Here is a 22,306-nt window from a genome sequence, read left to right on the forward strand (position 1 = left end):
ATCGGATCATCACCAGGCGATACGTTACACTGTTGCATTATTTTCCACCCGTAAACGCCCTGTGCCATGAAATTCTTCCCTCTTATTGCTTTTCTACTGGCCCTGGGCGGTTGCACCAGCGGCCCGAGGCTGGATACCAGCCATCCTTCGGCCAACCAGGACAACCGGGTGCAGTTCGTGGTGGTCCACTACACCTCGGCTTCCCTGGAGCGCTCCCTGGCCCTGTTGACCCATGGCGAGGTCAGTGCCCATTACCTGATCGGCGACGACAGGAACGCGACCATCTACAAACTGGTGGATGAAAGCCGGCGCGCCTGGCATGCCGGGGAAAGCGAATGGCAGGGGCGGACCTGGCTCAATTCCAGCTCAATCGGCATCGAGATCGTCAATCCGGGTTTCGTCGACACACCCACTGGCCGCCTCTGGTACCCCTACAGCGAAGCCCAGGTGCAATCCTTGATCGTTCTGCTGAAGGACATCACCCGACGCAACGCGATCAACCCGAGCAACATCATCGGCCACAGTGACATCGCCCCCCTGCGCAAGCTCGATCCCGGGCCGCTGTTTCCCTGGAAGCGCCTGGCCCAGGCAGGCTTGGGAGTATGGCCGGATGAACGGGCCGTGGCGCGCCAGCAGGTGCTTTTCGCAGCCCAGCTGCCCAGTGCCAGTTGGTTCCAGGCCGAGCTGGCTCGGCTCGGCTACCCAACGCCCCAGACCGGTGAATGGGACGTGGCCACCCGCCATGTATTGGCGGCGTTCCAGATGCGGTATCGACCAGCCCGGTTCGACGGCACGCCGGATGCGCAAAGCGCGGCGATTTTGCAGGTGCTCAACCAGACAAAATAATGACGCTGGTCTGCCGATAACACCCAAAGTCAAATCAGAAGCTATAACTCATTGGTAACTTTCGGATTACCCATGATGACGGCTACCCGCGAAGCCCTGCAGAGCTGGCTCCATCGCCCTCTTTTTCTGGCGATGGTGGCGGCTGCCCTGAGTACGGCCCTGCTATTGGCCGCAAGCCTGTTTGTGGTGGTACAGCAGGTCAAGCAGCGTGAAAGTGACCAGATGAATGCTCAAGGCGAGCGCTTCCTGCAGCGACTGGAACAGCTGTTCGGCCAGTTGCGCGAAGGCCTCGACGATCTGCAGACGCAGCCCTTGCGTGGTTGCGATGATGACATGATCGCGACGCTGCAGCAGGTCAGCTTCAACTACCGCTTCGTCTATGAGGCGGCTTATATCGACAATCGCGGCGTCTGCTCCAATCGCCCGCGTCAAACCGGCCTGTCCGTGACTCGCCCGCCTGATATCTGGGGGCCCACCTACAGTTATTGGCTCAACACCACCACCGAACCCGACGAGAACCGCGCTGCGTTGATGCTTGGTCGTGGCAACTTCCGGGTCGCCACCTCTCGCGGACATCTGACCGATGTGGTCGACCTGCCGTCCGGCAGTAGCCTGCTGGTGGTCCTGGACAATGGCAAGCGAGCCATTCCCGTATTGGGCTCCGAACAATACTGGCCACCGACGGAGCCCTGGCCCGCAAAAAGTCGCAATGCCTTGCAAGTGACGACCACCCGGCTGATCTATCGAATGCAGACCGACAACCCTGAATACCAATTGGTACTGATCGCCCCACGCGACGGTTTCCAGATACCGGCCAATGCCTGGTGGATGCTGCCCATCAGCCTGGTACTGGGTCTGGGGATCGGTTTCCAGGTCCTTCTCCTGGCTCGTCATCGCCAATCCATGGACGCCGAGCTGCACGGTGCCATCCGGCGTGGTGAATTGCAGGTGCTGTACCAGCCGATTTTCGATCTGCGCAGTCGCAACTGTGTCGGCGCCGAGGCATTGCTGCGTTGGCGCCGACCCGACGGTACCTTGACCAGCCCGGACCTGTTTATTCCGATGGCGGAAGATACGGGGCAGATCCGGCAAATCACCGATTTTGTGCTGCAAAGACTGTTCGATCAGTTGGGTCAACTGTTACGGGCCAACCCGCACCTCTATATATCCGTGAACCTGGCGGCCTGTGACGTGATGGTGCCGCGTATCGGTGAAGTGATCGCACGCCTGTTGGAGCGGCATCGGGTGTCGGCGCATCAGATTGCCTTCGAGGTGACCGAGCGCGGGCTGATCGATGTGCTGGTAGCCCGGGATAACCTGCAATCGCTGCGTGATCTGGGCCATCAGGTATTGATCGACGATTTCGGCACCGGTTATTCCAGCCTGGCCTACTTGCAGACCCTGCCGGTGGACTGCCTGAAAATCGACAAGGCGTTCATCGATGCACTCGGTCACGACGCCGCCAGCAGTGGTGTCGCACCGCATATCATCCGTATGGCCCATGCGTTGGAGCTCAAGGTGATTGCCGAAGGCATCGAGCATGAGGCCCAGGTTTCCTACCTGAGCAGCGAAGGGGTCACGTTCGGCCAGGGTTGGCTGTTTGCCCATGCCCTCAGTGCGGTGCAGCTCATCGAGCTGATCACACGAGGACGACGACGGTTGGGGCGGCGCCTGGACGATGAGGCCTAGGCCCCGTCTGAAACTTGTCGGCGCGCAGAGCCCAGGCTTCAGACCGTCAGCGCCATATAGAACTGGGTGCCCTGCCCGGGTCTTGAATAAACCCCCATGCGTCCGCCATGGAGCTGAACGATCTCCTTGCACAGTGCCAGGCCGAGGCCGGCGCCGCCTTTCTTGCGGCCGACCTGGACGAAAGGTTCGAAGATCCGGCCTTGCTGGCCGTAGGCGATGCCTTCACCGTTGTCTTCGACACTGATGATCACCCGCTCGCCGTGGCGCCGTGCTTGGAGGCGGATCTGGCCATGGTCGCCGGTATGGCGCATGGCATTGTCGATCAGGTTATCCAGCACCCGGTCCAGTTGCGCGGCATCGGCGTGCAGGCGCGGTAGCGGACCCTGGATCGCCACGAGCAATTCGATGCCCTTGGCCTGGGCCTGGACGGCAAACCGCAGCCTCGCCGCTTCCAGCAGGTCTTCGATGGAACAAGGCGCCAATGTCAGTTTCTGCAGGCCGTTCTGGTAGCGGGAGAAATTCAGCAAGTCATTGATGAGTTGCATCAACCGCTGCATTTCTTCGTTGACGGTGTTGAGCAAGTCCGCTTCGCGGGAGTCCTCCGGGAAATGCACGCGCTCCTGTAACAAGCCAAACGCCATGTGCATGCCTGTCACCGGTGTGCGCAGTTCGTGGGAGGCCCGCAGCACGAATTCGCTGCGTACCCGTTCGAAGGCGCGCTGTTCGGTGACGTCGTGCAGCACCATGACGGCGCCAAGGATATGCCCCTGGGTATGGCTGACGGGGGTAAGGCTGTAAGTCAGCAGCCGGGACTCGCCATCCACTTCGATACTCAGGTCTTCCGGCGCCCTTTCCAGGGTTCCGCCCCGCAGGACCAACTGCAGTTCTTCGTCCAGCTCCTGACGCCCAAGGGCTTCGCCCAGACCCAGGCCCAGACGTTCCTCATCCCAGCCCAGTTGACGTTGGGCCACCGGATTGAGGTGCTCCAACTGGCCTTGGCGATCAATCATCAGCAAACCGTCATCGATACTGTCCAGTACCGCTTGCAAGCGCTGCTGGCCGGCGAGCAACTCGTCGACGTTCATCGCCTGGTGCTCGCGCAGTGCCTGGGCCATGATCCCGAAGCGTCGCGTCAGCAGGTTCAACTCGGCTGCGGAGGAAACCGGCAGCGTTACCTCGAAGTTGCCCTGGCCGATGTCATCCGCCGCTGCCGCTAGTGCTTCGATCGGCGCGCCGAAACGTCGGGCGAGGCCATGGGCAGTAACGAAGCCGATGATCAGGACCGCCAGCCCTACCAGCCCCAGCAGGCCGGCAATGAGCAGTGCCCGATCCTGGGCTTCGGCCTGGGCTTTGCCGATATTGTTCAGCGCGCGTCGATAATCCTCGATGAGGCCGTTGCGTAGCACATTGAACTTGTCCGTGAGGTCCTGGATACCTACAAGTGGGGCCGATTGTTGGCGAAAAGCGGCGAATGAGTCGAGAAAACGCTGATAATCGGTCTTGGCCTGGCTGAAGCTGCCCGCCGGATCGTCCAGGCTCTGTTCGTGGGCGATACCCTCTTCAAGCAGCTCGAAGTAATGTCGCTTGGAATCTTCCAGCGCTGCCAGATCAGGCTTTTCGTCCAGCATGATCATGAACTGGTCACCGAGGGTCTGGCGCAACTTGAGGCCCAGGTCCAGCAGAACGAAGTTGTCGCGAACCGCTCGCTCCTGGGTACTGGCCATTTGCATCACGCTCACCAGGCCAAGCAACAGCCCCAGCAATGCCACGGTGATCAGGGCCGAGATACTGAGAAACAGTCGGGTGCGCAGCTTCATCGCCAGTTTCATAAGCTACCGTTCAAAGGTTGTACTGCTTGCGTTTTCGATACAGCGTTGACGCGTCGATGCCCAGGGTCTTGGCCGCTTGGTCGAGGGTATCGGCCGTGGCCAGTACCGCCCCTATGTGGGCTTTTTCCAGCTCATCGAGGCTCAGCGCGGCGCCAATGCGCGGCGCGTTGTTGACGGGCTGTTCGGCCATGCCCAGATGACTGATTTCCACCTTTTCCTGGGCGCAAATGATGCTGGCGCGTTCCACCACGTTGCGCAGCTCGCGGATATTGCCAGGCCAGCGATAGCCTAGCAGCGCTTCGCGGGCCTCGTCGCTGAACGCACGGGCCGGGCGGGCATACTCCTTGACGAAGCGCGCCAGAAAACGATCGGCCAGGGTGAGGATATCTTCGGCGCGCTCGCGCAGCGGTGGCAGATGCAGCGTGATGACGTTCAGGCGATACAGCAGGTCTTCGCGAAAACGGCCGTCGCGCACCATGTCTTCGAGGTTGAGGTTGGTGGCCGCGAGTATCCGGACATCGGCCCGGCGGGTCACCGGATCGCCGACCCGTTCGTATTCCTTGTCCTGGATGAAACGCAGCAGCTTGGGCTGCAATGTCAGGGGAAAATCGCCGATCTCGTCGAGAAACAGCGTGCCTCCATCCGCCTGGTTGACCCGTCCCAGGGTGCTCTCGCTGGCCCCGGTGAACGCCCCCCGGCTGTGGCCGAACAGTTCGCTCTCCATCAGCTCTGCCGTCAGCGAAGGGCAGTTGATGGTGACGCAGGACTTCTTCGCACGTTTGCTCCAGCCGTGGATGGCCCGGGCCAACTCGCCCTTACCAGTGCCCGACTCACCCAGGATCAGGATGTTGGCGTCGGTGCTGGCGACCTGGCGGGCGGTTTCCAGGACAACCTTCATCGCCGGGCTATGGGAGTCCAGGCCGTCATTGGGCTTGCGCATCTCGCCTTCCAGGGCTTCCAGCCTGGCTGACAATTGACGTACTTCCAGCTGTTTGGCAGTCGCCAGGCGCAACTGATCCGGGCTGCAGGGCTTGACGAGATAATCGGCGGCGCCGGCCTGGATCGCATCGACCGCCGTATCGACCGCCGAGTGGGCGGTGACGATCACCACCCGCATCCAGGGGGCCTGGATGCGCATCTGGGCCAGTACATCCAGTCCATTGTCTTCCCCCAGGCGAAGATCGAGAAAGCACAGGTCGAATACCTGGCGTTGCAGCAAGGCGTCGGCCTGGGCGGCGCTGCTGGCGGTGGCGACGGTATAGCCTTCGTCTTCCAGGCAATAGCGGAAGGTACGCAGGATGGCAGACTCATCGTCTACCAGCAGAATGCGGCCTTGATGCTCAGTGGCGGATTCCATTTTTCCTACGCTCCTTTAATGAATGATGTTGGTTAGTGTCAGAAAAATCGGGCAAGTTGCATGGTCGATTCTGAGCGAATACTACCTATCGGCAGCCTCGCTGTGGATGGCGGGATTATAAAAGCCTGATTTATCTCCTTTCTTGCCCTGTGCCTGTGTCGAATGGTCTGGCACGCCATTCCGACATCGATTGGCGAGCGGCAATTCAAAAAGAATCCGGATCGACACTTTCCTTGCATACGAAGGCCTGCATATCAGAGGCAGGGGCGCGGGCATTCGTGCAATACGCACGACCGCAGATTGGAGCATCGTGCAGGATGCGTTCTCCAGTCTTTTTGCGACTAATATAACTCTATGATTTAAAAGAGTTTTTTCTATAAAAAAATCTGGCATGCCGCCTGCAATGGTCTGATCAACGTAGCGTGCAAACGCCCAACCAGATCACCACCCGGGGTGGGGAGGAATTCCAGGATGAATCGTCAACGTGCCGCCCGATTTTCAATCACTTCCCTGCGCGTACAGCAGGGGTTGTGGGCTGTTCTGGCTTTGCTTGTGACCCTCGTGGTGGGTCAGCAATTGCTTCTCTGGCATTACAGCCAGCAGCCCGAAGCCCCTCTGGTGTCGGTTCAAAGAGTTCCCCAAACCCATTTCAGCCCCGTGGGCAACGTCGCCCAGGCTTCCGCTTCGATGCGCATGATGGACGTCGATCAGGCACAGCCTGTGGCCGACATGCCGCGCCAGGAACGCTGGGTGTTTTAACTCGATGATCCCTGCGTCCTTGGCGCATGGAACCATCTCCGCCAGACCCAAACTAAATAGAAAAGCGTAAGGAGAATCACCATGTTGAGCTGGGCTATTACATTCCTGATCATTGCCATCATCGCCGCCGTCCTGGGCTTCGGTGGTATCGCAGGCACCGCCACGGGCATCGCCAAGATTCTCTTTGTCGTATTCCTGGTGATGTTCATCGCTTCCTTCTTCTTTGGCCGTCGCGGTCGAGGCTGACCATGAGCGTCTCGTTGAAAGGATGGGTAGCCGCCCTGCTCCTGGGCGGCAGCACCCTGGCAACGGCTGCCAATGACGGACAGATGCGGGTCAACCAGTTGCTCGAGTCAGACCCGCAATACCGCGAGACCTGGCAGCAGGTCGTCAAGAAAGAAGAACGCTTGCCGGAATGGGTCATGAACCTGTCCGGCGATTCGGAACAGATGAACGCTGTCGAAGAAGACGGCGACAAGTATCTGGTCGGTCCGCTGTGCGAGACCCAGGCCACCTGTCGCAGCAAGCGCCTGTTCGTGGCCTTCAGTTTCGATAAGGACGAGGCCTACGCCTTGCTGGTCGAGGTACCCGCCGGACTGCCTGCCGACAAATCGCCGACCCGCCACGCCGACTATCGTTTCCTGGGTAACCCGGACGAAGGTATGCAGGAAATGTTAATGGAGCAACTCAAGAAGGATCCTAACTGGTACTGAGTTTCGACAACGGGAACAGCAGTCTTGCTTTTCCCTCTGCACAGCCTGAAGAGGGCTGTTGCATGACCAGGGGGCTGGGACGTTCTGACCATTGAGGGTCGGAGTGACCTACGGGCACAAGGGGTGCCTGCGAAAGGGCCGGGTCAGGTAAAAGCTGCGACGCAGGTTCGCAAAGTCCCTGGGGCTGGGCGAACCTGCGGAGAGCTTTTCAACGCAAGAGGCTTGAGCCAGAGCGCCTGGTCATTTTTATCCCAGCCGTGCCCCATCCCCTGCGGTTTTTTGCCCTTCCAGCGCTCTTTCCCTTCCGGACCTGACCGTTAATCGGAGAAGGTTCGCGCTATTTCATTAAATGACGTTGCGACAATTTGCCTGAGCCCTGGCGGTTTTCCTGGCGCTAAAAAAGGCGCAGGCTACGCTGAAATGGCCGGTTCACGGCGCTTTTGCCTGCCTAATTGGCACATTCGAACCGGTTGGGACGCGCGTTTTGTTTGGAAAAACTCATGCCGATTCGGCATGGGGTAGGCGGTTACGGCATTAGACGATCCCCCCTCGCCTCGCAATAGTTGCGCCTTTTTTCGCCCGCCAGTCAGCCGCCAGCGCGTGCTCGGGGTGACCTTATACGGGGGCAAAAGCGCGAATTCGTGTCGCCATGAGCGGTCCCTTCCATGCTTTTGTCCGTGTCCAATCGAAGTAAGGGTAATGATATGAAGAAGGCAAAACTAAGCCTCGCCTGGCAGATTCTCATCGGCCTGGTGCTCGGGATTGCACTCGGCGCGCTGCTCAACCATTTCAGTGGCGAAAAGGCCTGGTGGATCAGCAACGTGTTGCAACCGGCAGGCGATATCTTCATTCGCCTGATCAAGATGATCGTGATCCCGATCGTGATTTCCTCCCTGATCGTCGGCATTGCCGGGGTCGGTGACGCCAAGAAACTCGGGCGTATCGGCTTCAAGACCATCGTCTATTTCGAAGTCGTCACCACCATCGCTATTGTTGTCGGCCTGCTGCTGGCCAACTTCTTCCATCCAGGCAGCGGCATCGACATGAGCACCCTGGGTACCGTGGACATTTCCAAGTACCAGGCCACGGCCGCCGAAGTCCAGCATGAACATGCCTTTATCCAGACCATCCTCAACCTGATCCCGTCGAACATCTTCGCAGCGGCCGCTCGCGGCGAGATGCTGCCGATCATTTTCTTCTCCGTTCTGTTCGGCCTCGGTCTTTCCAGCCTGCAGCCGGACCTGCGCGACCCGCTGGTGAAAATGTTCCAGGGCGTGTCGGAAAGCATGTTCAAGGTCACCCACATGATCATGAACTACGCGCCGATCGGCGTTTTCGCACTGATCGCGGTGACCGTCGCCAACTTCGGCTTCGCTTCCCTGCTGCCACTGGCAAAACTGGTGATCCTGGTTTACGTCGCCATCGCCTTCTTCGCCTTCGTGGTACTGGGCCTGGTTGCGCGCCTGTTCGGCTTCTCGGTGCTCAAGCTGATGCGCATTTTCAAGGACGAACTGGTGCTGGCCTACTCCACCGCCAGCTCCGAAACGGTATTGCCGCGGGTGATCGAGAAGATGGAAGCCTACGGCGCACCGAAAGCCATCTGCAGCTTCGTGGTGCCCACCGGTTATTCGTTCAACCTCGATGGTTCGACCCTCTACCAGAGCATCGCGGCGATCTTCATCGCCCAGCTGTATGGCATCGACCTGTCCATCAGCCAGCAACTGCTATTGGTCCTGACCCTGATGGTCACTTCCAAGGGCATCGCCGGTGTGCCGGGCGTATCCTTCGTGGTGCTGCTCGCCACCCTCGGCAGTGTCGGTATACCGTTGGAAGGCCTGGCCTTCATCGCCGGTGTCGACCGCATCATGGATATGGCCCGTACCGCGCTGAACGTGATCGGCAACGCCCTGGCGGTGTTGGTGATCGCTCGTTGGGAAGGCATGTACGACGATGCCAAGGGCCAGCGCTACTGGAACTCCCTGCCACACTGGCGCAGCAAGGAGCCGCTGCCGGCGGGGGAACCTTCCAGCCATTGATGCCTGCCTTGAGGCCAGGATTGTGACGAGGGGATTTATCCCCCGCTGGGCCGCCAAGCGGCCCCACCATTGCCGATGTCATTGACCAGACCTAGCGCGTCGTCCGGTTTCAGGCCTGCTCCGCAGCCCAGCGGGTTGTGTGCCAGTTGACTGATCGGCATCAGGCTTCAAGGCCCGCGATGGCGACGGCACATTCAACATCCAGGCAAACCCCGGAAAAATCCGGGGTTTGTCGTTTCTGCCAGCCCCGCTATCATTCGCCGCATCTTCCGGGGGATTTAACCGATGCTCAATGGCCTGTGGCTTGGCTTCTTTATCGTGGCGGCCGTATCGGCGCTGGTGCAGTGGCTGGTCGGCGGCAACGCCGGGATCTTCGCGGCCATGGTGGAAAGCATCTTTGCCATGGCCAAGCTGTCGGTGGAGGTCATGGTCCTGCTGTTCGGCACCCTGACCCTCTGGCTGGGGTTCCTGCGCATCGCCGAAAAGGCCGGCATCGTCGACTGGCTGGCCAAGGCCCTCGGCCCGCTGTTCCTGCGCCTGATGCCGGAAGTGCCGCCGGGCCATCCGGCGATCGGCCTGATCACCCTCAACTTCGCCGCCAACGGGCTGGGACTGGATAACGCCGCCACCCCCATCGGCCTCAAGGCCATGCGTGCCCTGCAGGACCTCAATCCCAGCCCGACCATCGCCAGCAATGCCCAGATCCTGTTCCTGGTGCTCAACGCGTCGTCGCTGACGCTGCTGCCGGTGACGATTTTCATGTACCGCGCCCAGCAAGGCGCGCCGGACCCGACCCTGGTGTTCCTGCCGATCCTGCTCGCCACCAGTTGCTCGACCCTGGTGGGGCTGCTGTCGGTGGCGTTCATGCAGCGTCTTCGTCTGTGGGACCCGGTGGTGCTGGCGTACCTGGTGCCCGGTGCGTTGGTGCTGGGCGGTTTCATGGCCATGCTGGCGACGCTCTCGGCCACGGCCTTGGCGGGGTTGTCATCGATCCTGGGTAACCTGACGTTGTTCGGCCTGATCATCCTGTTCCTGGTGATCGGCGCGCTGCGCAAGGTCAAGGTCTACGAAGCGTTCGTCGAAGGTGCCGAGGAAGGGTTCGACGTTGCCAAGGGCCTGCTGCCCTACCTGGTGGCCATGCTCTGCGCCGTGGGCGTGCTGCGGGCTTCGGGCGCGCTGGATTTCGGCCTGGATGGCATCCGGCACCTGGTGCAGTGGGCGGGTTGGGACACGCGTTTCGTCGACGCCTTGCCCACGGCCATGGTCAAGCCCTTCTCCGGCAGCGCCGCCCGGGCGATGCTGATCGAAACCATGAAGACTTCCGGGGTGGACAGCTTCCCGGCCCTGGTGGCAGCCACCATCCAGGGCAGCACGGAAACCACCTTCTATGTGCTGGCGGTGTACTTCGGCGCCGTGGGCATCCAGCGGGCGCGGCATGCGGTGGGGTGCGCGCTGCTGGCGGAGCTGGCCGGCGTGCTGGGGGCGATCGGCGTGTGCTACTGGTTCTTTGGCTGAGGTTCAGGGCGCCGGGGTCGCGAAGCGCTGGCCCTGCTCCAGCGTCCAGTTCACCACCTCGGCGGTCAGCCGGTCACTGGCCCGGCCAAAGCCATCCACCACCGCCGGTACCTTAACATCGCTCAAGGGCTGGCGCACTTCGAAGCGGCGGCTGGCCAGGATGCGCTGGTCGAAACCACGCACCAGCAGTGCATCCAGGCGAACCACCACGCTGGCGGCCGAGCCCTGGTATTCGGTCTGGAACGCCTGCAATTGCCCGCCCAGTTCCAGGTCTGCCTGCAGGTTGCTGTCGGCGACACTCAGCAGCCTGACCCGTCCGTCCTGGGCAAAGCCGTCGAGCAAGCGATTGCGCAGCAACACCGGGGCGGGATCGCTCCAGCGCGAGGCGGCGTAGCTGCTGAACAGGTTGCCCTGGGGAATGACCGCGATTTTCGGGCTGTTGAGCACTTCGCTGGCCTGCGGGCTGGCCAGGCGCAACGACCAGCTCACCGGCGTGCCGGCCGAGGCCGACGCCTGGCTGGCGGGCAGCCGATAGATGTCCGACGGCTCGGCCTTGGGCAGGATCGAACACCCGGTCAGCAGGATAAACGCTGTCAGCACCAGCGCCGGACAGACGAATCGATTGAACGGCTTCATGGCGTGAACTCCTTATCCTTGTCATTGCCCAGCAGATAGCCGCTGGGGTTGGCGTCCAGGCGCCGGGATATACCGCGCAGGGCACTCAGGGTTTCCCGCAGCTCGCGCACGGCCGGCGCCAGGGCGTTGAGGCCTTGCATGCCGTTGTTCAGCGCGTCGCGGTTGTCGCCCAGCAGTCTGTCGAGGGTCGCCGTGCTGCGAGCCAGGGACTCCATGGCCTGGCCGGCATTGCCGAACGCCTGTTTGCCCTGGTCGTTGAGCAGCCCATTGGCGTTGCGCATCAGCGCGGTGGTCTGCTCCAGCGTGGCGCTGGCCTGTTTGCCGATGGACGCCAGTTGCTGCATGGCCTGGCGAATGTCGCCACGCTGATCGGCAATGACCCCGGTGGTTTGTTCCAGATGATCCAGGGTATTGCTCAGGCGCTGGACGTTGTCGGAGGAAAACACCTCGTTGGCGTTGTGCAGCAGCAGGTTGATGTTGGTCATCACGTCGTCGCTGTTATTGAGCAGGCGGGCGATGGGTGAGGGCGCGGCGACGATCACCGGCGGTTCGCCGTCGTGCCCGGTCAATGGCGGGCTCTGGGGCGTGCCGCCACTGAGCTGGATGATCGAGGTGCCGGTGATGCCCGTCAGTGCCAGCTTGGCCTGGGTGTCCTGCTTGATCGGCGTTTCACCGCTCAAGCGCACTCGCGCCAGCACCCGGCGCGGATCGTTCGGATCCAGGCGCAGGTTCACCACGTCCCCGACCTTGATGCCGCTGTATTCCACCGAGCTGCCTCGGGACAAGCCGCTGACAGCCTCGTTGAACACCACTTCGTAATCCTTGAACTCGCTGTCCACGCTGGACTTGGCCAGCCAGAGGCCGAACAGCAGGGCGCTGACCACCACAATGACGGTGAACAGGCCGATCAGCACATGATGGGCTCGGGTTTCCATGTCAAACCTCGTTGGACTGTGTAGCGGCCGACAGCGCCGCGCGGCCGCGAGGGCCATGAAAGTATTCATGAATCCAGGCATCGTCGGTTTCCGACACCTTGTCGATGACATCAGCCACCAGGACTTTTTTCTGGGCCAGCACCGCTACTCGATCCGTGATGGTGTAGAGGGTGTCCAGGTCGTGGGTGACCAGGAACACGCTCAGGCCTAGGGCGTCGCGCAGCGTCAGGATCAACTGGTCGAAAGCCGCCGCGCCGATGGGGTCGAGTCCGGCGGTGGGTTCGTCGAGAAACAGGATGTCCGGGTCCAGGGCCAGCGCACGGGCCAGGGCGGCCCGCTTGATCATGCCGCCGGACAGCGACGCGGGGTACTTGTCCGCGGCCGAGAGCGGCAGTCCGGCCAGGGCGAGTTTCACCGCCGCCAAGTGTTCGGCGTCGGCCCGGCTGAGGCCGGCATGTTCGATCAGCGGCAGGGCGACGTTCTCTGTCACCGTCAGGGACGAAAACAGCGCGCCCTTCTGGAACAGCACGCCAAAGCGTCGTTCCACCCGTGAGCGTTGTGCCGGGGGCAGGCTTGGCAAGTCCTGGCCGAACACCCGCACCGAACCCTCGCTGGGCTGGTTCAGGCCGACGATGCTGCGCAGCAGCACCGACTTGCCACTGCCGGAGCCGCCCACCACGGCGAGGATCTCGCCTTTGTAGACGTCCAGGTCGAGGTTTTCATGCACGCTCTGGCGGCCAAAGCGATTGCACAGGCCGCGCACCTGGATCACCGCGTCGGCGGGTGTAGCACGAGGTCGACTCACCAGCTCATCTCCATGAAAAACAGCGCGGCCACGGCATCCAGCACGATCACCACGAAAATCGACTGCACTACGCTGGAGGTGGTGTGGGCCCCGACCGATTCGGCACTGCCGCTGACCTTGAAGCCTTCCAGGCAGCCGATGGCAGCGATCAGAAACGCGAAGATCGGCGCCTTGACCATGCCCACCACGAAGTGCTGCACGCCGATGTCCGATTGCAGCAGCGACAGGAACATGGCCGGAGAGATGCCCAGGGACAGGGCGCACACCACGCCGCCGCCAATGATGCCCGCGAGCATGGCCACGAATGTCAGCATGGGCAGCGCCACCAGGAGGGCCAGCACCCTGGGCAGCACCAGCAACTCGACAGGATCGAGGCCGAGGGTCCTGATGGCGTCGATTTCCTCGTTGGCCTTCATCGAGCCGATCTGCGCGGTGAATGCGCTGGCGGTACGACCGGCCATGAGGATCGCCGTCAGCAACACGCCGAATTCACGCAGAAACGAGAACGCCACCAGGTCCACGGTGAAGATACTGGCGCCGAAATCCGCCAGCACCGTCGCCCCGAGGAAGGCCACCACCGCTCCCACCAGGAACGTCAGCAAGGCCACGATGGGGGCCGCGTCCAGGCCGGTCTGCTCGATGTGAACCACCATTGGGGTAATCCGCCAGCGCCGTGGGTGGAACAGGCCGCGGGCCAGGGTTTCCAGGATCAGGCCGACAAAGCCGAGCAACTGCAGGGTGTCCTGCCAGACCTTCTCCACGGCCCGTCCGATGCGTGTCAGCAATTGGGTCACGACGCTGACTTTCGGCTCTTTGTCCGGTACGCAGAAATCCGTCAGCGAGCAATACACGGTCTGCAGCAGGGCGCGCTCGGCTGCCGGCAGGCTGCAGTCCGGGTGTTCGGCGGTCTTGCCCAGCCTTTCCGAACCCAGCAGCTCCACCAATAGCGAGGCTCCGGCGGTGTCGAGGGCGCCGAGGCCGTTGAGATCGATCCAGGCGTTTTCGTCGTACTGGCCGCGCAGCGATTCGCTCAAGCGCTTGAGCTGGGCGTAATGGGCCAGGGTCCAGTCGCCACTGATCCACAGTTGCGCCGGCGAGCCGGACGTGTCGAGTCGGGCACTGCCCATAGAGGGGCTGGGGGTCATAAGCTCCATGCTCGTTCGGTTTGAACAGCGCTACCTAATAGCATGACTGTCATTATTTTGCTGCGGGCGCAGCGGCGCTCACATTGAAACGCAGCACACCGATCACCTGGCCATTTTCCGTGAGCACCCGCACCTGCCATTTGCCTGCCGGGTCATCCGGGAAGTTCTGCTTGTGGGTCCAGGCGCGATAGCCTTCCTTGCGCCCACCGTGGATGTCCAGGGCGATGCGATCGACTTCCTTGCCGTTGAATTGCCAGACGTGATAGATCCGCTCGTCGAGCCCGCGTGGTGCGTTGATCGCCGTGTAGGCGTACAGGCCGTTGCCACGGATCTGGGCGGCGCTGACTTCCTTGAGGCTGGCGCCGGGTGTGCGGTCTTCCAGCTGAGTGCTGATCGCCACTTCGGTCATCCACAATGTCGCGGGCGGTACCCAGGAACGCAGCACCCAGCCGGCAGCGCCAATGCCCAGGGTGATGCACAGGATCGCCAGGGCGTTGCGCACGGTGCGGATCGGGAAGATCGAAGCGAGGCTGGGAAACGACAGCAGCATGGCCGTGCCCAGGGCCAGCTTGAAGCTCTGGTCGGTGGTCAGGTGCAAGATGACCGGCAATGCGGTGAGCAGGGCGGCGAACAGCGTCAGGGTGTGCAACGCCAGGAAGGCCCAGCGCCGGGGCGCCAGCCATTTGTAGTACAGCGGGTCGATGATGGAAATCAGTGCTGCCGCGGTGAGCAGGCCGGTGAAAAGCAGTTGGCTGCTGTTCCAGGTGGTGGTGACGAAGAAAAACGGCAGGACGAAGAACAGGCTTTCCTGGTGGATCATCTGCGTGGCGTAACGCAACAGCGGCTGGGGAATTTCCCGTTTGAAAACCCGCGTGAACAGGCGGGTCAGGCTGTTTTCCAGCATCAGCCAGAGCCAACTCACCAACATCACGATGGCGATCCAGCTCGCCAGGCCCTGCTGGCGGTCCACCAGCATGAAACTGCCGATCCCGGACACGAAACCGCCCAGCGCGATGACCCCCGGGTAGCGCTTCATCAGTTCAAGAAGGCGCTGGATATAGTGAGTCAGGTTTTGCATTCGGCGGTTTCACATCAAGACGTAGGAAATATCCCCGATAGAGTATCGTCCGGGCATCGGCATGGCGAGGCTCGTGATCACTTGTGACGCGGGAAGTGTTCCGCCCGGCAGCCGATCGGGATAAACCCGTTCGCTACCCATGATACCGGCCGGGCGGGTCAGGCCCTGCGTCGGCGCAGGCGCCACGCCACCCAGGCCAGCAGCAGCCCCATCAAGGCGACCAGGGTCCATACCAGTTCATCGTCGCTGAGCAGCGGCTTTTCGATGCGCAGGTAACCCGGATCCTTGAGCAGTTCGTCCAGGGCCTGGTTGGCCTGTTCCAGGCTCACCGCCTGCAGGCGCACGGCGGGGTTGGCGAAGCGACCGTCCTCGTAGTCGCCCAGGGCGCCCCAGTAGTAATCGGCCAGTGCGCTGTTGCCTTGTACCGCCCAGGACTGATGGGCGATGGCCGCGCGCTTGATGCGCATGAACGTGTCGGGATCCAGTCCGTCCTTGAGCAACGTGTTGCGCAGCGCCTCGAGCGCCGCCTCGGCTTCTGGCAGGTCCTCGCGGGCCAGGTCTGCGTTCAGGCTGAAGAAACCGACGCCACCAAACACTTCCCGCTCCACCCAGGGGCCGTAGGACAGGCCACTGGCCAGGCGCAGTTGGCGATAGAGCGCCCAGTCCAGGTAGTCCTTGAGCAGATCGAAGGTTTCGTCGTGCTGCTGGTCCAGCACCGGCTCCGGGAACAGCCAGTGCAGCTTGGCGCCATCCCCTGACAGGCCGCGGATCAGGTTGCGCTTGGTGACCGCGCTGTAGCGAATCTGCGGCAGCGGTTTGTGGGCGCTGGGCTCGACCGGTTCGAGCGCGCCAAAGGTGCGTTCCAGATAGGCCGGCAGCACCCGGTCGAGATCGCCGACGACAATCAGCGTCATGTTGTTCGGTGCGTACCAGCTTTTGCGAACCTGTTCGAGGCGGGCGAGGGAGTGTTGCCCCACCTCGGCCCGCTCCGCGCAGCGCAGGCCCAGTTCCACCGCCAGCTGATTGCTGGCCCTGTGGCCCAGGTCCTGACGGTCGAGCCAGCGTTGCAGGTGGGTGTAGTGGCCGCCATCCTCGCGTTCGACCACCCGCTTGGCCGCTTCCAGGGCCTTGTCGTCGATGCGGGTGCGGGTCAGCACCGCCAGCAGCAGGTCCAGCACCTTGCGCTGGTTGCTCGCCGGCGCTTCGATGACAAAAGTGGTGTCGGCGTTACTGGTGAAGGCGTTCCACTCGCCGCCCAATGCCTGCATGCGCTCTTCCAGCGCGCCCTCGCCACCCTCGTCGATCCCGCTGAACAGCGCATGCTCGAGCAGGTGCGGCAGCTCCTTGTCGGCGCAACTGAAATCGTCCAGGCCCACGCCAATCACCAGCCGGATCGCGACATGCCCGCGTTCGCTGCCGGGCTTGAGCAATAGCTGCATGCCGTTGGGCAGCGTATACCCTTCGACCTGGAACCGATCCAGGGCCGCCACGGGCAACGAGCCTAGCAAGAGGAGGGCGAGTAACAGACCACGCATAAAATGAGCATCCTGGCGACTGACAGTCCAACCTTGTTGACTGGACAACGCGCCAGATGTTCAAGGCGAATGGGTGATGTCCGAGATTTCATCGGCCGCCAGGGCGCCGATCTCGGCACTTTCCAGCACCACATAGGCACTGCCGCAGAACAGCGAGTTGAGACGCCTCATGTCGGCAATCAGATCCAGGTGCAGGGAACTGGTCTCCAGGCTTTGTATGACCTTGCGCTGCAAACGACTGACGTGAGCATGGGCCATGCGCCTTTCCTGGGCGCGAAAACGCCGTTTCTCACGCAGCAATTGACGGGCGCTTTCCCGGTCGCCACTGAGAAACACCGACAGCCCCAGGCGCAGGTTGGCGATCAGATGGCTGTGCAGCCCCGCCAACTCCTCCAGGCCCACCTCGGAAAAGGACCGCCGCTGCGAGGTCTTCTGCTGCTGGACCTTGCGCAGCATGCGTTCGATAAGGTCGCTGGCCAGCTTCAGGTTGATGGCCAGCTCGATGATCTCCGCCCAGCGGCGGCTGTCCTGTTCACTGAGGTCCTCGCGGGGCATCTGGGCCATGTACAGCTTGATGGCGCTGCACAAGGCTTCGACGTCGTCGCTGACACGCCGGACCTCCTGGGTGACGGTCGTCTGCTGGCCGCGCAGCACGTCGAGCATGGCTTCGAGCATGTTTTCGATCTGGTCGCCGATGCGCAAGGTTTCCCTGGCCGCGTTCGCCAGGGCCAGGCTTGGGGTGGCGAGGGCGGCCGGGTCCAGGTGGCGTGGCTTGGCCGTGCCATTGGTGTCTGGACGGTCTGGCAGCAGCCAGGCGCAGAGTTTCGCCATGGGGGCGACGCTGGGCAGCAGGACCAGGCAACGAACGGCGTTGTAGAGCAGATGGAAGCCGATGACCGTTTCCTGGGGGCTGAAGTCCAGGCTGTCGAGCCAGCCTACCAGCGGATCGAGCACCGGGATGATCAGCAACAGCCCGATCAGCTTGTACAGCAAGCTGCCCAGTGCCACCTGGCGGCCGGCGGCGTTCTGCATGCTGGTACCCAGGAAGGCCAGCACACCGCTGCCGATGTTGGCGCCGATCACCAGACCAATGGCGACCGGCAGGCTGATCACCGCCGCGCCGGCCAGGGTGGCGGTCAACAGCACGGCGGCCAGGCTGGAGTAGGACACCATGGCAAAGACCGCACCGACCAGGGCGTCGAGGAGGATGTCACCGGTCAACGAAGCGAAGATCACTTTCACGCCCTGGGCGTGGGTGATGGGCGCGGCGGCCTCGACGATCAATTGCAGCGCCAGGATGATCAGGCCCAGGCCGATGCCCACCCGCCCCATCTGCCCGACGCGCGTCTGCTTGCGCGACAGGAAGAAAATCACCCCGAGGAAAATCAGCAAGGGCGACAGCCAGGACAGGTCCAGGGTCAGCACCCGGGCCATCAGTGCCGTGCCGACGTCGGCGCCCAGCATGGTCGCCAGGGCAGGAGTCAATGCCATCAGGCCCTGGCCGACGAAGGAGGTGACCAGCATGGCGGTGGCATTGCTGCTCTGGACCATGGCCGTGACCATGATACCGGCGATGAAAGCCAGCCAGCGCCTGGACATGTTCTGGCTGATGACGTGCCGCAGGTTCGAGCCGTAGACCCGCAGGATGCCGGTACGGACAATGTGCGTGCCCCAGATCAGCAGGGCCACGGCGGAGAGCAAGTTGAGCAGGGTCAGCATGAGAAGCCCCCTGTTAGCGTCCCAAAGGGACAAATTGACGGTGCCACATTCTTCGTTCTTGTATTTAAGCTGTAGTTGGCGAACGGTTCGGACGCCAGCATTGCACAGCTAAAGAATCGTTTGAAACAAAACTGTCATAAAAATACCCCCTCAGCTCCAGTGAGAGCGAGCGTGCTCGCGATGGGGCCCCGACATTCAACCTCTTCATTGCCCACAGACCGCTATCGCGAGCAAGCTGAACTGGCCTAATGATTTTGGACACTTCAATCGGGCGCTATGATGGCGCTCAAATCTGAGGTGTTTGGCTATGCGTAAATCTTATTCCAGGGAATTCAAGCTCAAGGCTGCCAGCTTGGTGCTGGACGAGGGCCAGTCGGTCCCAGAGGTCTGTGCCAGTTTGGATATTGGCCCAACGGCCTTGCGCCGTTGGGTCGATCAGGTGCGTCAAGAACGCTTGGGCTCAACCCCGCAAGGGGCCAAGGCGATTACCGCCGATCAGCGAGAGATTCAGCAGCTCAAAGCGTTGCTCAGGCAAAAAGACCTGGACATTGAAATCCTAAAAAAGGCCAGTGCTCTCCTGCTTTTGGACTCCAAAGATCATTCTCGTTGATCGATGAGCTGGACGAGCAGTACGGCGTTAACAATTGCTGTCGGGCGTTTGGAGTCAACCGCAGCAGCTTTTACGCTTGGCGGCAGCGCCAAGGCAAGGTGAAGCCTGAGCGGGAGAAACTTAAAGCCGTGCTGGTCGAGCATCACAAGGAATCCAGAGCATCCGCGGGGGCTCGCACCCTTTCCAAGGAGCTGCAAGCAAAGGGGCATCGTGTCGGGCGACATATGGCTCGCAGTTTGATGCGTGAAGCCGGTGTTGCGAGTCGGCAGCGTCGACGGCACAAGTACAAATCTTCCGGTGTGGAAGCCCTGGTGACGCCGCACCTGCTCAAACGCAAGTTTGATGTCACGGCGATCAACCAGGTGTGGTGTGGCGATGTGACGTACATCAAGGTCGGCAATCGGTGGCTGTATTTTGCGGCTGTTCTGGATTTGTACGCTCGCCGGATCGTGGGCTGGTCTTTCTCGTTGATTTCTGACGCCGCGCTGACTTGCGAGGCACTGCGGATGGCGGTCGAGTTGCGAGGCCGCCCAAAGGGAGTGCTGTTTCATTCTGATCAAGGCTGCCAGTACACCAGCCATAAATTCAGGAATGAAATAAATAGGCACGGGCTTGTGCACAGCATGAGTCGTAAAGGTGAATGCTGGGACAACGCCCCAATGGAGCGTTTTTTTGGAAGCTTGAAGTCGGAGTGGGTGCCAGAGAATGGTTACAACTCGGAGCACGAAGCTCGTGTGGATATACAACGTTATGTGATGCGTTACAACAACGTCAGGCTCCATAGCTACAACGACTACCGGTCGCCGGTAGCTATGGAGAAACTGGCGGCGTGAAACCTTAACTGGTGTCCAGAATTACTTGACCAGTTCAAGCTCGCTCCCACAGGGGCCTTTCTCCGGGCATGAAAAAGGGGCTCCAGAGAGCCCCTTCGTTCATTGCCCCGTATCGTTACTGACCGGGAACATCCTTGCGCAGTTTCACTGGATCCTGCTGCTTGCGCTTGCGGGCCATCGCGGTGCGCATCTTGATGTTGATGGCTTCCACCGCCAGGGAGAACGCCATGGCGAAGTAGACGTAGCCCTTAGGTACATGCACATCGAGGGACTCGGCGATCAGCACGGTACCGACCACCAGCAGGAACGACAGCGCCAGCATTTTCAGCGACGGGTGCTTGTCGATGAACTGGCTGATGGTGCCCGAGGCCAGCATCATCACCAGGACCGCCACGATGATCGCCGCCACCATGACCGGTACATGGGAGACCATGCCCACGGCGGTGATGACCGAGTCCAGGGAGAACACGATGTCGATGATCGCGATCTGGATGATGGTGTAGATGAAGCTGCCGCCCTTGCCCGCAGGCGCCTCGTTGCTTTCGTCTTCACCTTCCAGGGCGTGGTACATCTCCTGGGAGCTTTTCCACAGCAGGAACAGGCCACCGAAGAACAGGATCAGGTCACGACCGGAGATACCCTTGCCGAACACTTCGAACAAATCGGTGGTCAGGCGCATGACCCAGGTGATGGACAACAGCAGCAGGATCCGCGTGATCATGGCCAGGGCCAGACCGAAAATCCGGGTGCGCGCCTGCATGTGCTTGGGCATGCGGCTGACCAGGATCGAAATCATGATGATGTTATCGATGCCCAGGACAATTTCCAGGGCCGTCAGGGTAAAGAAGGCAACCCAGATTTCCGGGTTGGTCAGCCATTCCATGTGAGTTCCTTTGAGCGTTTGTTAGGCCGCGTCGCTTCGGTTCGTAGGAGAGCGACGCAGCGTCATATGTTGCTTTTATAGAGTGCTGAACAGCGGAAAAATCCCCATCAGCAAGGCGGCGAACATTATGCACAGGCAAACCAGTACTGCCCACTTCAGCGTGAAGCGCTGGTGGTCGCCGAACTCGATCCCGGCCAAGGCTACCAGCAGGTAGGTGGACGGAACCAGCGGGCTCAGCAGGTGCACGGGCTGGCCAACGATGGAGGCACGTGCCATTTCAACCGGCGAGATACCGTAATGACTAGCTGCTTCGGCCAGCACCGGTAACACCCCGTAATAAAATGCGTCGTTGGACATGAAGAAAGTGAACGGCATGCTGGCCAGCGCGGTAATCACGGCCAGGTACGGGCCGAGGAAATCCGGGATCACGGCCAACAGGCTCTTGGACATGGCGTCGACCATACCGGTACCGGACAGGATGCCGGTGAAGATACCCGCCGCGAAAATCAGCCCGACCACCGCTAGTACGCTACCGGCATGCGCCGCAACTCGGTCTTTCTGCTGCTGCAGGCAAGGGTAGTTGACGATCATCGCGATGCTGAAGGCCACCATGAACAGCACCGGCAGCGGCAGCAGGCCAGCGATCAAGGTGCACATCAGGCCCAGGGTCAGCGCGCCGTTGAACCAGATCAGCTTCGGACGGCGGGCGTCCGGGAACTGGGAAACGCTGATCTCGCTGTGATCCATTTCCTCGCCCACCAGGTGCAGTTCACCCAGGCGCGCACGCTCGCGCTTGCCGTACATATAGGCAATCACCAGGATCGCCACGACACCGAAGGCCATCGCCGGGATCATCGGAACGAAGATGTCGGACGGGTCGACATGCAACGCACTGGCCGCACGCGCCGTCGGGCCGCCCCAAGGGGTCATGTTCATCACGCCGCCGGCGAGGATGATCAGGCCGGCCATGATCCGTGGGCTCATGCCGATGCGGCTGTAGAGCGGCAGCATCGCGGCCACGCAGATCATATAAGTGGTCGCGCCGTCGCCATCGAGGGAGACGACGAGCGCCAGAACGGCGGTACCGACCGAAACTTTCAGCGGGTCGCCCTTGACCAGCTTGAGAATCTTGCGCACGGCCGGGTCGAACAGGCCGGAATCGATCATCAGCGCAAAATACAGAATCGCGAACATCAGCATCACCCCGGTCGGGGCGAGCTTGGTGATGCCTTCGAGCATCATCGGGCCGATTTTCGGCGCAAAACCACCGAACAGGGCGAACAGGATCGGAATGATGATCAGGGCGATCAGCGCGGACAGGCGCTTGGTCATGATCAGGAACATGAAGGTGATGACCATGGCGAAGCCAAGGAAAGTCAGCAT

20 protein-coding genes are annotated in these 22,306 nt (G+C 61.4%); 9 read left to right on the plus strand and 11 right to left on the minus strand.

What is annotated here, in order from left to right:
* Window positions 1-66 precede the first annotated feature (66 nt).
* Together AC1M7R_RS11435 and AC1M7R_RS11440 are read left to right on the plus strand one after the other, a co-directional pair.
* The gene (locus tag AC1M7R_RS11435; protein WP_072459525.1) at window positions 67-846 is read left to right on the plus strand and encodes an N-acetylmuramoyl-L-alanine amidase; all 780 of its coding nucleotides are present in this window, start codon (window positions 67-69) and stop codon (window positions 844-846) included.
* A 75-nt stretch (window positions 847-921) separates the two neighbouring features.
* Entirely contained in the window at window positions 922-2,535 is a 1,614-nt protein-coding gene (locus tag AC1M7R_RS11440; protein ID WP_072398311.1) for an EAL domain-containing protein, read from the plus strand.
* Window positions 2,536-2,573: 38 nt separating this feature from the next.
* Here the strand turns inward: AC1M7R_RS11440 and AC1M7R_RS11445 are convergent, their stop codons facing one another.
* Both AC1M7R_RS11445 and algB read right to left on the minus strand, forming a co-directional pair.
* Window positions 2,574-4,364 carry an ATP-binding protein gene (locus tag AC1M7R_RS11445; protein ID WP_092180527.1) on the minus strand — a complete coding sequence of 597 codons (1,791 nt, stop codon included), beginning with the start codon at window positions 4,362-4,364 and terminating at the stop codon, window positions 2,574-2,576.
* A gap of 10 nt (window positions 4,365-4,374) precedes the next feature.
* Window positions 4,375-5,721: a sigma-54-dependent response regulator transcription factor AlgB gene (gene algB / locus AC1M7R_RS11450; RefSeq protein WP_072398276.1), complete on the minus strand. Its 1,347-nt coding sequence runs from the start codon at window positions 5,719-5,721 to the stop codon at window positions 4,375-4,377.
* 471 nt (window positions 5,722-6,192) lie between these two features.
* Here algB and AC1M7R_RS11455 point away from each other — a divergent pair, with 471 nt between their 5' ends.
* The 5 genes from AC1M7R_RS11455 (at window position 6,193) to AC1M7R_RS11475 (ending at window position 10,744) form a co-directional block, all read left to right on the plus strand.
* Window positions 6,193-6,480, plus strand: coding sequence for a hypothetical protein (locus AC1M7R_RS11455; protein WP_165888024.1), 288 nt, complete (start codon window positions 6,193-6,195; stop codon window positions 6,478-6,480).
* An 81-nt stretch (window positions 6,481-6,561) separates the two neighbouring features.
* Window positions 6,562-6,726: a DUF1328 domain-containing protein gene (locus tag AC1M7R_RS11460; RefSeq protein WP_003177151.1), complete on the plus strand. Its 165-nt coding sequence runs from the start codon at window positions 6,562-6,564 to the stop codon at window positions 6,724-6,726.
* A 2-nt stretch (window positions 6,727-6,728) separates the two neighbouring features.
* Window positions 6,729-7,193 carry an inhibitor of vertebrate lysozyme family protein gene (locus AC1M7R_RS11465; protein ID WP_165888023.1) on the plus strand — a complete coding sequence of 155 codons (465 nt, stop codon included), beginning with the start codon at window positions 6,729-6,731 and terminating at the stop codon, window positions 7,191-7,193.
* Window positions 7,194-7,897: 704 nt separating this feature from the next.
* Window positions 7,898-9,229 carry a glutamate/aspartate:proton symporter GltP gene (gltP, locus tag AC1M7R_RS11470; RefSeq protein WP_072398271.1) on the plus strand — a complete coding sequence of 444 codons (1,332 nt, stop codon included), beginning with the start codon at window positions 7,898-7,900 and terminating at the stop codon, window positions 9,227-9,229.
* Window positions 9,230-9,514: 285 nt separating this feature from the next.
* On the plus strand, window positions 9,515-10,744 hold the full coding sequence (locus AC1M7R_RS11475; RefSeq protein ID WP_165888022.1) for a nucleoside recognition domain-containing protein: 1,230 nt from the start codon (window positions 9,515-9,517) through the stop codon (window positions 10,742-10,744).
* A 3-nt stretch (window positions 10,745-10,747) separates the two neighbouring features.
* Here AC1M7R_RS11475 and AC1M7R_RS11480 read toward each other — a convergent pair whose 3' ends face one another.
* From AC1M7R_RS11480 to AC1M7R_RS11510, 7 genes are all read right to left on the minus strand, one after another.
* The gene (locus tag AC1M7R_RS11480; protein ID WP_072431300.1) at window positions 10,748-11,380 is read right to left on the minus strand and encodes an ABC-type transport auxiliary lipoprotein family protein; all 633 of its coding nucleotides are present in this window, start codon (window positions 11,378-11,380) and stop codon (window positions 10,748-10,750) included.
* The gene (locus AC1M7R_RS11485; protein ID WP_123595156.1) at window positions 11,377-12,315 is read right to left on the minus strand and encodes an MlaD family protein; all 939 of its coding nucleotides are present in this window, start codon (window positions 12,313-12,315) and stop codon (window positions 11,377-11,379) included. The genes AC1M7R_RS11480 and AC1M7R_RS11485 overlap by 4 nt, the downstream gene beginning before the upstream one ends.
* A 1-nt stretch (window position 12,316) precedes the next feature.
* The gene (locus tag AC1M7R_RS11490; protein ID WP_072398264.1) at window positions 12,317-13,120 is read right to left on the minus strand and encodes an ABC transporter ATP-binding protein; all 804 of its coding nucleotides are present in this window, start codon (window positions 13,118-13,120) and stop codon (window positions 12,317-12,319) included.
* Window positions 13,117-14,265, minus strand: coding sequence for an ABC transporter permease (locus AC1M7R_RS11495; RefSeq protein ID WP_490610411.1), 1,149 nt, complete (start codon window positions 14,263-14,265; stop codon window positions 13,117-13,119). Before AC1M7R_RS11495 ends, AC1M7R_RS11490 begins: the two co-directional genes overlap by 4 nt.
* Window positions 14,266-14,317: 52 nt before the next feature.
* Window positions 14,318-15,343 (minus strand): DUF5924 family protein, encoded by a 1,026-nt coding sequence (locus AC1M7R_RS11500; protein WP_072398260.1) that lies wholly within the window; start codon window positions 15,341-15,343, stop codon window positions 14,318-14,320.
* 158 nt (window positions 15,344-15,501) lie between these two features.
* Entirely contained in the window at window positions 15,502-16,878 is a 1,377-nt protein-coding gene (locus AC1M7R_RS11505; protein ID WP_076405848.1) for a M16 family metallopeptidase, read from the minus strand.
* Window positions 16,879-16,938: 60 nt separating this feature from the next.
* A complete protein-coding gene (locus AC1M7R_RS11510) occupies window positions 16,939-18,597 on the minus strand; it encodes a Na/Pi cotransporter family protein (protein WP_490610412.1) in 1,659 nt (552 codons plus the stop codon).
* Between the two features lie 307 nt (window positions 18,598-18,904).
* Between AC1M7R_RS11510 and AC1M7R_RS11515 the strand changes: the two genes are divergently transcribed.
* Window positions 18,905-19,207, plus strand: coding sequence for a transposase (locus AC1M7R_RS11515; RefSeq protein ID WP_076405275.1), 303 nt, complete (start codon window positions 18,905-18,907; stop codon window positions 19,205-19,207).
* Window positions 19,204-20,040: an IS3 family transposase gene (locus AC1M7R_RS11520; RefSeq protein ID WP_076405277.1), complete on the plus strand. Its 837-nt coding sequence runs from the start codon at window positions 19,204-19,206 to the stop codon at window positions 20,038-20,040. The genes AC1M7R_RS11515 and AC1M7R_RS11520 overlap by 4 nt, the downstream gene beginning before the upstream one ends.
* A gap of 115 nt (window positions 20,041-20,155) precedes the next feature.
* Here the strand turns inward: AC1M7R_RS11520 and AC1M7R_RS11525 are convergent, their stop codons facing one another.
* Window positions 20,156-20,923 (minus strand): TerC family protein, encoded by a 768-nt coding sequence (locus AC1M7R_RS11525; protein WP_072398238.1) that lies wholly within the window; start codon window positions 20,921-20,923, stop codon window positions 20,156-20,158.
* 75 nt (window positions 20,924-20,998) lie between these two features.
* A complete protein-coding gene (locus AC1M7R_RS11530) occupies window positions 20,999-22,306 on the minus strand; it encodes a CitMHS family transporter (RefSeq protein WP_072398236.1) in 1,308 nt (435 codons plus the stop codon).

The sequence above is a fragment of the Pseudomonas sp. MS01C9 genome (assembly GCF_058202755.1).